We start from the raw sequence: 12,420 nt of genomic DNA, 5'->3' as shown, positions 1-12,420 counted from the left end.
GCGTCAAGCGTTCAGCACGGGCCGGCGCGCTTCACGCTTCGCATACGCGCCGGGCGTCACCTGGAATTTCGCCTGGAACAGCGCGATGAACGACGACGTCGAGTCGTAACCCAGTTGCGCGGCCACCGAGCCGATCGGCTCGCCCGCGTCGAGCAGCGGCAGCGACGCCAGCAGCCGTACCGCCTGCCGCCATTCGGTAAACGACAGCCCCGTGTCCTGCCGGAACAGCCGCGACAGCGTGCGACGCGTCGCGCCGACCTGATGGCCCCATTCGTCGAGATTGCGCGTATCGCCCGGATACGCATGCAGCGCACGCGCGATTTTCAGCAGACGCGGATCGCGCGGCAGCGGCACCGTCAGCGGCGCCTGCCGCATGCGTGCGATCCGGTCGGCGATCAGGCAGACGAGCGCACCGTCCGGCCCCGCCTCGTCGTAGTTCACCGGCAATTCAGCCGTGGCGAGCACCAGCTCGCGAAGCAGCGGCGTCATGCAGAGGATCGCGCAATCGTCGTGCACGTCGTCGCGCGCGATCGCGGCATCGAGATACAGGCTGTGAAACGCGACGCCATCGCGCGTCGACACCGCATGCGGCACGTGCGGCGGAATCCACATCGCATAGTGCGGCGGCAGCAGGTGCCGGCCCGACGGCGTCGCGACCTCGAGCACACCGCTCATCGCATACATCAGCTGCGCCCACGGATGACTGTGCGCGTCGATGCTCACATTGCCGGGAATCCCGAACGCACGCACGTACAGCGGCCTCGGCAGGCGCGCCATCGGCGGCACCGCGTAAGGGTCACCCGATTGTCCCGCCAGCAACATAAGACGTCCTCCGAAGGTCATTGCACGAACGAGCGCGATGCTACCGTGGCGGCTCTTCCTTCACACGGCTTCCACCCATGAGCGCTCATACCCGCACCACCCGCAAGACCGTCACCGCGATCCGTTCGACCAAGGGCATCGGCAGCCTCGTGTCGCTGACCGCGTATTCCGCGCCGATCGCGAAACTGGTCGACGAGGTGGCCGACGTGATCATCGTCGGCGACTCCGTCGGCATGGTGCTGTACGGGATGCCCGATACGCTGCGCGTCACGCTCGACATGATGATTGCACACGGTGCGGCCGTCGTGCGCGGCGCCGCGCAGGCGTGCGTCGTCGTCGACCTGCCGTTCTCGACGTATCAGGAATCGCCCGCGCAAGCGTACCGCTCCGCCGCGCGTCTGCTCGCCGAAACCGGCGCGCAGGCCGTGAAGCTCGAAGGCGGCGCCGAGATGGCCGACACGATCCGCTTCCTGACCGAGCGCGGCATCCCGGTGATGGCGCACGTCGGCCTCATGCCGCAGCAGGCCAACGCGACGGGTGGCTTCCGCGCGCAGGGGATGGACCCGCGTTCGGCCGCGCAGGTGTTAGACGCGGCCTGCTCCGCGGAACGGGCAGGCGCGTTCTGCGTCGTCATCGAAGGCACCGCCGAAGCGCTTGCGCGCCATCTGACGGAAACGCTGACGATCCCGACGATCGGCATCGGCGCATCGCCCGCATGCGACGGGCAGGTGCTCGTGACCGAGGACATGATCGGCGCATTCGATGCGTACACCCCGCGCTTCGTGAAGCGTTATGCCGATGCGAATGCGGTGACGCGCGAGGCGATCCGCCAGTACGCGCACGACGTGCGCCAGCGTGCGTTCCCGGAACCCGCGCATTGCTTCGGGTACGGCAAGCCGCTGCAACTGGCGGGCGCGGCCGACGCGGCTGCGTGATGGCACGATGGGCACGACACGCACGACGGGCACTACGCGCGCTTGCGCATCGCATGCGTGACCCGCGCATTCGCTTCGAACTTCGCGCGATGTGTCGAGAAGAACGTCCGCACGTTGCGGACGTTCGATGCGCCGGTGAACAGCCTTCGCGCGAATTCGTCGTATTCGGCGACGTCGGCCAGATCGGCCACCACGACGAAATCGGGCCCCGGCGACACGCGGTAGCACTGCGTGACGGCCGGCTCCGCGCATACGTACGCTTCGAACGCGTCGTAGTCTTCCGCGGTCTGCCGGTCGAGACTGATCTCGATCAGCGCGGTAACGGCCGTGCCGATCGCCACCGGATCGAGCACCGCAACCTGCCGGCGAATCACGCCGGCTTCCGTCAGCCGGCGCACGCGGCGCATGCAGGTGGGCGGCGACGACAGCGCGCGCTCGGCCAGTTGCAGGTTCGACACCGACGCGTCGTCCTGCAGGATCGCGAGGATGCGCAGGTCGAGATCGTCGAGGGTGATGCCGGCCATCGGCGGCTCCTTCCAGTCAGGTCGTGAAATTTAATTTCAACATGATAGCTGACCTGCCATTTATTTCATCTACTTTTGTATTTTGAAATTTAATTCCATTTGGCTCGCCCTACCATCGCTCTCACTGATCCAGACAGGACATTTAGGGAGCGCGATATGTGTGGAATTGTCGGGGCGGTCGCCCAGCGGGACATCCTGCCGAACCTGGTCGACGGCCTGAAGCGGCTCGAATACCGCGGCTACGATTCGTGCGGCGTCGTGGTCTATCGCGACCGGGCGCTGGCGCGCGCTCGCAGCGTCGAGCGCGTGGCCAACCTGCAGCGCGAGATCGCCGAGCATGCGCTGTCGGGCTACACCGGCATCGCGCATACGCGCTGGGCCACGCATGGCGCGCCCGTCACGCTCAACGCGCACCCGCACTTCTCGCCGAGCGACGCCAACGCGCGCATCGCGCTGTCGCACAACGGGATCATCGAGAACTGCGATCAACTGCGCGCCGAATTGCAGGCGCATGGCTATGTGTTCGCGAGCCAGACCGACAGCGAGGCGATCGCGCACCTGATCGATCATCTGTACGACGGCGATCTGTTCGATGCGGTGCGGCGTGCGGTCGCGCGACTGCGCGGCAGCTATGCGATCGCGGTGATGTGCCGCGACGAGCCGCACCGGATCGTCGGCGCGCGCGACGGGATGCCGCTCGTCGTCGGCGTCGGTGAAGGCGAGAATTTTCTGGCATCGGATGCGATTGCGTTGTCGGGGATCACGGATCGCATCGCTTACCTCGAGAACGGTGATGTTGCCGATATTCAGCTTCATCGCTACTGGATCGTCGATGCGGCCGGCCAGCGCGTCGAGCGCGCGGTGCAGCGGGTCGCCGCGCATAGCGGCGCGGCCGATCTCGGGTCGTATCGCTACTACATGCAGAAGGAGATCTTCGAGCAGCCGCAGGCGGTGGCCGATACGTTGCTCGATGTGTCTTCGATCATGCCGGAGTTGTTCGGCGACGGAGCGTGGCGGGTTTTCAATGACGTCGATTCGGTGTTGTTGCTCGCGTGCGGCGGCAGCTATCACGCGGCGCTCACGGCGAAGTACTGGATCGAGAGCATCGCGAAGCTGCCGGCCAGCGTGGAAATTGCGAGCGAGTTCCGGTATCGCGACAGCGTGCCGAATCCGCGCACGCTGGTTGTCGCGGTGTCGCAGAGCGGCGAGACGGCTGATGTGCTGGGTGCCGTGCATGTCGCCAAGCGCATTGGAATGATGCATACGCTCGCGATCTGCAACGTCGCGACGAGTGCGTTGATGCGGGAATGTGCGCTGCAGTTCGTCACGCGTGCGGGCGTCGAGATCGGGGTGGCTTCGACGAAGGCGTTCACGACGCAACTCGTTGCGTTGTTCCTGCTGACGTTGTCGCTTGCGCAGGTGCGCGGGCGGTTAAGCGACGACGAGGAGAAGGCGCATCTGCGTGCGCTGCGGCATCTGCCCGATGCGATGTCGAAAGTGCTCGCGCTGGAGCCGCAGATCATGGCGTGGTCGGAACTGCTCGCAAGGCACGACAACATGCTGTTTCTCGGGCGGGGGATGCATTTTCCGATCGCGCTCGAGGGCGCGTTGAAGATGAAGGAGATTTCTTATATTCACGCGGAGGCGTATCCGGCTGGCGAACTCAAGCATGGGCCGCTGGCGCTGGTGAGTAACGAGATGCCGGTGATTGCGGTTGCGCCGAACGACATGCTGCTCGAAAAGCTCCGGTCGAACATGCATGAGGTCAGTGCGCGGAATGGACGGCTTTTTGTCTTTGCGGATGTCGACTGCGGGCTGGTGCCGAGTGAGGGGATCGAGGTGATTCGGCTCAATGAATACTACGGGCCGCTTTCGCCGATTCTGCATACGGTGCCGATGCAATTGCTTGCGTATCACGCGGCGCTGGCAAGGGGGACGGATATTGATAAGCCAAGGAATCTGGCTAAGTCGGTGACGGTGGAGTGAGGGGGCGTTTCATGCCCTTTTCAGTGGCAATCCGGATTAGAAGCGTTTTCACGTAAACGCTTCCATCCCGTCAGGACCCAGTTTTTGGATCAAAACGCTTGTTTTTTGACGTAAACGCCTCTAATCCTGCAACGAAAAATTACTCACTTCAGCGAGGAGAATCCGAAAAAGTTACACCGAAATAATTCCATCAAGCGGGTGTTCGGGGCGTCAACCCGGTCTCATGCCGTCAGCCAAAATGAAAGCGCCCCGCGGCTCCAAATAGTCCCGCCTCCACCTCCCATAGCAGATTTTCCCCAAAAAAACGGGGCGAAAAGCAGTAGGCCGAGCCCCTACTTACCTCCCAGAACCCGAAGCATGTAGACTTTCAAGCACAGTCAGGGGCCGAGTTTCCATGGCACAGAGCCTGATGGCTAAAGGACACATCGCGGTGTTACAGTATTACCTAGAGTCGTTCGCAACGCGGGGGAACCCGTACTGCGGACTAGAGAGTTTCTGCTTAGCCAGTTACTAGCGCAAAAAACTTGCATCCAGTGCGTTGTAGCTATAATCGGTCTGTAGTTGCACAATTTTTGTCGCTCGCGAACAACCAATTCTTGTCTCAGCACGAAACAGAAAGCTTTTTGTGCTGACCCCTTGGCCTTCGTCCCAACTATTCGTGCCGCGCTCGCAGTGGACGCTTAACTTCCTGGTAACTCTCCCCCGATTACCAAGTACCAACTGGGCTAACTCACGCTCGGGTATAACTCCGAATGAATCGCGTAATCAGTGCCCTGACCTGTATAGGCTCCGTCTACGGACCTTTAGCAGTCTCGTCACGAATGTAGCCAGTCCGGTCGAGGCTCGCGGAGCAAAGTTCTCCGAAGTTTCCGGCTTCCCCAACCGAGACAAAAGTCGGGCAATACGCTCCTCCGACGCGTAATGAGACGGAACGACTTCGGCAGTCGCGGCAATTCCGATACTTAGCTTTGCCGGGTTGACGGTAACCACGCGCAACTCATGTAATCCCACGGTAGATTTCTCTGTCGCACACCAATCTTTGAAGTTCAGCATTCGTCACCTGCGCGCGCCGTAGGCGTGTTTGATTGCTCTCGGAAGATTCTTATATGTGTCAAATCAACGCGAGCCTCTGCAATTCTCGCCTAACTAAGGGTGACAACCGTCTAAATCGCTCGGGCGATAGCGCCTTCAATCTTTTCTTGACAATTACAGAGTTCAAGTCCCGGCCATCCAAAACGTCTGTCACCTCTCTTGCCGCAATTCTTGACATTCCCAAGTCCATGCATCCAATCATCGTTCCTGAGCAAGCCCCGAGCTCCAAGAAAAGCGGAATAGGCGGAATATCTTGCAAATCCAAACCCTTCTCCGTTAAAGCCGCCAAGCGAAGTAGGTCGATGTAGCAAGCGACGAATTTCACATATTTGAACCTCAACTGCTCCTCGATTTGCTTCATCACACTCTTAATCGTTTCGCCCGCAGGCACGAGCCCGTCATACCCCTCCTCCTTCGCTTTCTCCCTGGCCCTTTTAAGCTGGAAGTCAATCATCTCGTACAAGGAACGACCTCTCATCCACGACAAAGCGAACCAACTGTAGTAACGGTGGGCACGATTCGAAATACCTTCGAGATTCGTATGAATTAGAGAAAGAATGAACATGAAGCGAGTCTTCACCTCGCTGTATTTGTGCTGAGGATGAAGAGGTACGTGCTCCTCGAGCTGCCCTGCGCGAACCGCGACCCGAAGCACGTCATACATTTGCTGCTGACGTAGTGGCGAAATCATCCCATGACGTTTCAGCACTTCCGGCGGAAGGGTCACCTTATCCAACTGCTCTTCTACCACCGCAATCGTCTGTATAGCATCGGCGTGAAGACCGTTTGGCGCAACGCGCCGAACCGTCTCTGCAAGTGCACCAGTTTTGATGTCAGTAACCAAACGAGAAAATACACTTTCGGCGAATGCCGTCTGGCGTACGCCGGAGCGGTGATTAGCGTTTTGTGCGAACTTCAAGAGAGTCTTCTGCTCTGTCGTCAGTGCCGTTGTAAACGCGGCAGTAACCTCTGTCGACGGAGGTTCGTGGGCCGGCCTATTCTTCCACGTGTCATAGCTAACCAAGAAGACGTTCCCGTGAGTATCCTTCTTGAGCCGTCCGGCACGCCCCGCCAAATTCCAGAAGTCATCCGGATTCATCGGCGTGTGGTTGCCTTTCTCCGGCTTGTACAAGAAGATGTTGCGAGCAGGAAGGTTGACCCCCTGAAGGAGAGTCGACGTGCAGACCAATGTATGCAGCAAGCCTTCTACGAAGTACTCTTCTATGGCCTTTGTGAGGTTTGTCGGCATATTGCCGAAATGGAACCCCACACCGCGTTCCACACAGTTTGCCAAGGTAAATTCCGGGTGGACGTGTTTTCGAATGAATCCAGCCAACTCGAGCAAACGTGCGTTCGGTTCACACTTACTGGCGTTTGCCAACTCATTCGCGATGCTCTCCGCGGGATGCTTGGAAGAAGCGTAAACGAGGCTCTGCCCCTCCGTCCCGAGCTGGAGTATCGCATCGATGAAGCGGCCGATTTCAGTATTCGAAGGCCTGGCCGGCAACCTCCCGATAGTGAGCCGCCCGCCTTCAGGCCGCTGGAGCGTCAGCACCATATGCTCGTCACGCTTGGCCTCTTCGAAATTGACGAAAATCAGATTCTGCCGCACTGGCCTCAGATTCGTTCCAACATCCACTACGCCGTGAACGCCAAGCAATCTACCGATGGTAGCTGCGCTCTGCGTCCCAGGGGTAATGAAGAGTAACCTGGACTGCGGCATTCTTGACGCGACGTCTTCGAGGCAATCCAGCAAGAGCATTCCTCTCGCCCCATCCGCGATTTGCTGAGCTTCATCGACAATGAGTATGTCGAGCGACAAATCGCTCTGGTCGAGAGCGGTTCGCAGACGTTCTTGCGTAAAAACAAAGACTCGCGATTGGTGTGACGCAAGTTCGGGCCTTGTTCGAGGTACGCTGCTGATAACCGGCGGGGTCGGCAGTTGTTCGAGCAACCGGGCGAGGTTCCCTTGAACTTCGTGAATCAATGACCGAGAGGGAACGATGTACGCGATGTCGAGCACAGCATCGGATTTTTCAAGCGTTTCTTTGATGAAAGCTTGGACGATGTATGACTTCCCTGCGGAGGTCGGCGCTCTAACACTGACATGCTGCCGTTGCTGCAGTTCATTCCAGACATTACGCTGAAAATCAGTGAACAGCTCGGGTTTTCCCGATACAAGCACCGTATTACCTTCTCGCCTCGCTAGTTCCGACAACGCCAATTGCCAAGGCAGTTGGCAATCGTCCCCCACTTCCGATGAAATGAATTCGCCCGCCGGAAAATTTCCGACGCTTGCCATAATATGGCGACACACGATACGCTCTTCATCGGTGATAGACGCTGTCGCAAGGCAGTAAGCAATGTTCTGCGCTAGCATGAAGTGAGACTCGCGGCTGCTCTGAGCAAAGATTAGAGCCGAACGGAGGAGTTTCGTGGCCAGGGCCGAACTGAGCCGCCTGTTCCCATTCAATAACGAGCTTAGACTGTCTCTCTGCAGGACATCATATGCCGCACAAAACTCTCTGTTTGACGAGACCTCGTCTGCCAATCTTGTTCTAAAGTCAGCCATCCAGCACCTCGTCGAACTTGTCGCGAAATTCCTGCACACTTGGCATAGGCAAAACGAACAGGTCGACTGTATCGAGTTCCACGCCAGCCTGCGCGAGATGTTTCTTTGCGAGACGCAGTGCCGGCGACAGTTTCGTGTTGTAGTCGTCCAAGAACGCCCTCTCCGCTTCAGTAGCCGTAAGCCTGTCTAGCGTCGCGTATCCTTTCGACGTATACGCAAGCAAGATGGCAAATCTTTCTTGACGACGTGCGCCCTCTTCCGTAGCGAATGGATGGAGATAGCGTATGAGCTCCTCCTTGTACTCTTCAGGAAAACCATCGAGGTCAACGTGGTCAGTCGTCAACAGAAGCTCATGCGTTTTTCTGCCTTCGACATCTGCGACGAAAGAGCCAACTGATTCCGCAGCGGCCTTGAGCGCTCCGTGAATCGATGCATGGACCTTAGATTCACCAAATATGACGACAAGCCGATTGCCTTCACTGTCCCATCTTGCGTGAACACCATCAGCTCCATGCACGGGCATCTGTGTGTTTGTCTTCAACCTCATCTTGGATAAAATGATGGGCGCCTCAAGGAAATGCTCGATGAACGCGAACAGCAATAGCTCCCCGCCTTCGCCAGAGTCCTTCTTTCCCGCCGTGGCTTTGATGAACAGTCGTCTCGCTTTGTCTACTAACATTTGCGTCTCGAAGGTTTCCAATCCTCCTGCTCTATCCTTCGCCAACGCTTTCGCTCGCTCTTGCTTTGTAGTGCAAAAAGCTGGAATCTCTAGTTTCAAGGCCTCGATGAGTGCGTCCATCGCCGGCTTTCCACGCTCGAACGCTGGATACAGGAAATGCGCCGAGACAGACGGTTCCAATTTGCCACCCGTCGATATCCGGCGTATTCGGTTCACGACAATATGCTTGCCGATGAGAGGTTTGAAGTACTGCTCGATTCTCGAGTTCACTGCGTTGTTGGCTTCCATTTTGAAGACACGGACAACTGGTTGGTCGAAATATCGACTATTAGAAACTTGCATGCGAAGCATGCTAGCCACATCATTATCGGTCATTTTCACGCAGTTTTCCGCCCCCCCCCAGAAACAGGTGGAGAGAGCACCGTCAAGATACGCGTCTTGCATATCTTGACTCGCCGAACGCCATGAGGGCGCACTGACGGCTAGGCTCCAACGATGATTCGTTGCGCGTTGACGCTTCTCAATCGACATCGCGCGTCCAAGACGAAAACTATACTGCTTGACGTATCTACGGTCGATGCCGCAGAAAGTTGAGGGCATCCTGTCAATTTTGACAGCGGAGATGGTTACGGCGGAAATTTCGTAACTACCCATGTTGCCTGGATGCAAGTGGTTGCGATATCGTTGGCAACGATTTATTGAAAAGATGCAGATGAAACGTTCTCTTTTCGCTAAAAAATTCCCCTCTTGCCCGCCGCCAGCAATTTCGCGAATGCTATACCCCTTGACCTCGGCGCGAGGGCCGCTCTACATGGTCCCGGATAAATGCTCGATACTTTTCCACCGTGTCTATTTGAACTTTGAACGTCTCTACCAGCCCGTCTGGCCCTTTTTGAAACGAGTTGCGCCCAAACCCGTCGTATCCAACTGCTCTGCTTGCCCCGTCGGCAAGCAAATTGCACCAGTGCCTGATAAAGTCGGTCAGCTCATCGAGTTGGTCTCGCTGGAGACAACGCGTAGTCAATTGGCCGTGGAAGACTTTGTTTCGAACGTCCAATGCGTCCACAAGGATTGGCCGAAGTCCATTGTATTGCTGCCCCACCATTTTTTCGATTGAGGCTGCGGAAAGTTCATTTATGCCTCGCTCGAAACCTTCAAAGTACGCTTTCCTACTCGCACCCAACACTTGTCTAAGTTCTTCCACACTTTCAGGACCGAAAGCGTGAGCCTGATAGACGAGATATGTAAAGAGCTTCCGCATTTGCCGCTCCATCTTGACGATGGCGAGCGAAAATGCATCTACCGCGCTGGTTGCGAGTTGGCTCTTTGCTACCAAGTCTACGACTGCGAATTCATTGGCAAAGCTCATTGCAGCCCTTTTTTCTGGTCATCTCCAACGCCCGCCGGAAATGGTGCATCTCTTTACACATACCGCTGGGGACTGCAAGCGCTTTGAGTACCAACTGAGGCGGCCGCATAAACACATCACGCCGCTTTCGCTGCGGCTCCCTCGTCACCGAAACTGCCGGTTCACGCGGGTCATCGAGACGCAATAGGTGTACATCCTCCTACTCACACCGTACTTCGCGGTGACCTCTTCGTCGGACCGGCGGCTAAGAGTTACCTGATAAGGCATAACTAGACGCCCTGCTGCCTAGACCGCCTGAACTGGTCGAGAGCATGGGCAACTGCCTCTTCTGGCGCCTGCGGAATGATGTTGACTGGTATAACTACCTCACAGTCAACCGGCTCAGTGCCGTCGATAATCAGCTCTACAATGCGGTTACCCACGACACTATGGAAGTAGCGCGTGTAATCCTCGATATCTTCTTCCCCAATTTCAACGCCAGCGCGCATACCACCCTCGTTCAGCAGCGTATGCATACGGCCGTTTTTCACGTCCATCGCGAACGCCAGCACGATGGTGCCGTGGGCACTCAGTGCAATGAATTTCACAGCACCATTAACGCTCGCCGTCGGCAGCAGCGTCATCCGTTCGAACTGCGGAGCGGGTGCATCAGGCCACAACCGCACTGACACCGTCGCGCCATCGAGCTGGCCAAGATCTTTTTCCGAGCCCAAATTACCACCGGCTTTCAACGTGGCGACGGATTCTGCGGGCATCAAAGCATGCCACGGCGCTACGCGATCCCGTGACTTGTAAAGGTCCATCTCGTCAGGCACGCCCGCGTCAATTTTGATGTAGCGGTCTGCCAGTGCCGAAATTATGTCTAGGTCAGCGGCAATGCGCTTCCGGTCTGCCGGTATGTCCGGGTCCACAATGTTACCGTCTACGCTCGCGTGAGCCACCGCGCATCGCCCGGAATCGAACAGATGCTGGTTGACGTTTACACCTTGTCCCCGTAACTCATTGATGCGGTTGACGGCCCGCTCCTGCGTGACAAGCGCCAAGTTTTCCTCAACCCATGCAACACGATCACGCGGCCGAAACTGGCTCTCTATGACTTTAAAAAACGACAGGAACGAGTAGGGTTCATGCACCCGTTCCAATCTGCGCCCCTCGCGGAGGAATGCAAGTGCCTTACGCACTTTGTCATCCTCAACAATTGGCATGTGATTACAGCTGAATCCCCGCTCCCCTCCCTGAAGCACCGTGCCAAGCGATTCACCTAGCGTGACGTTGCGCATGACGTGACCGGCCCAATTTCGGCCAGTGATATCTACATATCCCCGCTTGAAGAAACCGAGCACGGACACGAACCGATAAAGCCGCGAAAGGGCTTCATCAATTTCCTCGCGAGTAGCCGGTGTGCTGACGCTCGGCGCTATACGTCGCTGCCCCTCCTGTCGAACCCCGTGGAGCAGGTATTCAGAGCCGTCGTATTGAACCCAAACGTCATCAACTGGCCACGCTATGGACGAGGCAACGCCGACTGTTAGCCAGCCAATCCGGTCGGCCACCTTTGCCAACGCGTCGGTTCCGAAGAAATGGGGGACGTACGGGGTCTTCATGAATTTGAATGATAGCCTCACCTCGCCCTAACAGAAAACTGTTTGACATCCCCCTCAATCTGCCGATGCAAACGGTTTGCCGTCGTCTCGAAGCTCTCGATTGATAGGGAAAAGAAACCCCTTTAACGTTCTCCGTTTGATTCTCTTGGCGAGGTGCCAAATAGAACCGATGCAGGGCTCCAAATCTAAAGGGTTCGAGTCGGAGATGGTCGCCCTGGCGGAATCAGCGGACTCGATTCAGCGATGCTCAGACCCACCCAAAATGGGCTTGCTCGCAGATAGCCGCAGCGCAAGTAAGCTAACAAAGCAACCAGAGAGGGCACTGCAGCGAAGACGCCGTACCTTCGGGCCGTTGCCAGAGCAGGACGAGTAGACGCCCGTCCAGACGTTTCACTCGCGCGGGTAGAGCATGACATGCAAAGGCTTTAAATCCGGAACGCCATCAGCAGACACCGCGACGACGCAAATGCCCCGCCTAACGACCGCTCTCCGGCGCATTGTAGGACGCCCCCGAACCCGCCCGAACGAAATGATGCTCAACCCTCGTGCGAAACACGCCATCGAGCGCCGCAAGTCGTTCGCGCAATCGAACCGCCTGCCCTTCCGTCATTTCCCCGAGAACGATTTTCTGCTCCAGAACGCCCCCACAGCGGGTGATGGCCCAGCGGTCAACCGTGGCGGTTTCATCTTCGAGTACGGCGGCCGCCGTCGAGACTATGCCCGGATTCAATCCCGATACGAGATGAACCGTATGCGTCAGCGTGAAACCGGGAAGGAAATGCGACCAGTCTTCACAGACTGCGGGGCAGGAAGTGGAGGTAGCTTGACGCATGGTGG

General features: G+C 57.6%; 9 protein-coding genes. 2 read left to right on the top strand and 7 right to left on the bottom strand.

Going from position 1 to position 12,420, the window contains the following annotated elements:
• Positions 1 to 3 precede the first annotated feature (3 nt).
• Entirely contained in the window at positions 4 to 822 is an 819-nt protein-coding gene (locus HWX39_RS03405; protein WP_175965559.1) for a helix-turn-helix transcriptional regulator, read from the bottom strand.
• A 77-nt stretch (positions 823 to 899) separates the two neighbouring features.
• Between HWX39_RS03405 and panB the strand changes: the two genes are divergently transcribed.
• Positions 900 to 1,757 (top strand): 3-methyl-2-oxobutanoate hydroxymethyltransferase, encoded by an 858-nt coding sequence (gene panB / locus HWX39_RS03400; RefSeq protein WP_175965558.1) that lies wholly within the window; start codon positions 900 to 902, stop codon positions 1,755 to 1,757.
• 32 nt (positions 1,758 to 1,789) lie between these two features.
• Here the strand turns inward: panB and HWX39_RS03395 are convergent, their stop codons facing one another.
• Positions 1,790 to 2,281: an Lrp/AsnC family transcriptional regulator gene (locus HWX39_RS03395; RefSeq protein WP_021160045.1), complete on the bottom strand. Its 492-nt coding sequence runs from the start codon at positions 2,279 to 2,281 to the stop codon at positions 1,790 to 1,792.
• A 156-nt stretch (positions 2,282 to 2,437) separates the two neighbouring features.
• Here HWX39_RS03395 and glmS point away from each other — a divergent pair, with 156 nt between their 5' ends.
• On the top strand, positions 2,438 to 4,267 hold the full coding sequence (gene glmS, locus HWX39_RS03390; RefSeq protein ID WP_175966070.1) for a glutamine--fructose-6-phosphate transaminase (isomerizing): 1,830 nt from the start codon (positions 2,438 to 2,440) through the stop codon (positions 4,265 to 4,267).
• A gap of 1,111 nt (positions 4,268 to 5,378) precedes the next feature.
• On the opposite strand, the gene HWX39_RS03385 is transcribed toward glmS, so the two are convergent.
• The 5 genes from HWX39_RS03385 to HWX39_RS03365 all read right to left on the bottom strand — a co-directional run bounded on the left by HWX39_RS03385 (position 5,379) and on the right by HWX39_RS03365 (position 12,415).
• The gene (locus HWX39_RS03385) at positions 5,379 to 7,739 is read right to left on the bottom strand and encodes a DEAD/DEAH box helicase (protein WP_175965557.1); all 2,361 of its coding nucleotides are present in this window, start codon (positions 7,737 to 7,739) and stop codon (positions 5,379 to 5,381) included.
• A 184-nt stretch (positions 7,740 to 7,923) separates the two neighbouring features.
• A complete protein-coding gene (locus tag HWX39_RS03380) occupies positions 7,924 to 9,264 on the bottom strand; it encodes a DUF1837 domain-containing protein (protein WP_175965556.1) in 1,341 nt (446 codons plus the stop codon).
• Positions 9,265 to 9,385: 121 nt separating this feature from the next.
• Positions 9,386 to 9,979, bottom strand: coding sequence for a hypothetical protein (locus HWX39_RS03375; RefSeq protein ID WP_175965555.1), 594 nt, complete (start codon positions 9,977 to 9,979; stop codon positions 9,386 to 9,388).
• Between the two features lie 269 nt (positions 9,980 to 10,248).
• Positions 10,249 to 11,583 carry a methylamine utilization protein MauJ gene (gene mauJ / locus HWX39_RS03370; protein ID WP_175965554.1) on the bottom strand — a complete coding sequence of 445 codons (1,335 nt, stop codon included), beginning with the start codon at positions 11,581 to 11,583 and terminating at the stop codon, positions 10,249 to 10,251.
• 475 nt (positions 11,584 to 12,058) lie between these two features.
• Positions 12,059 to 12,415 (bottom strand): hypothetical protein, encoded by a 357-nt coding sequence (locus tag HWX39_RS03365; RefSeq protein WP_175965553.1) that lies wholly within the window; start codon positions 12,413 to 12,415, stop codon positions 12,059 to 12,061.
• Positions 12,416 to 12,420 lie beyond the last annotated feature (5 nt).

This window comes from Burkholderia sp. BCC0322 (assembly GCF_902833045.1).
Classification (GTDB): domain Bacteria; phylum Pseudomonadota; class Gammaproteobacteria; order Burkholderiales; family Burkholderiaceae; genus Burkholderia.
Note: the sequence above shows the minus strand (reverse complement) of the source record. Positions and strands in the feature narration are given on the sequence as shown.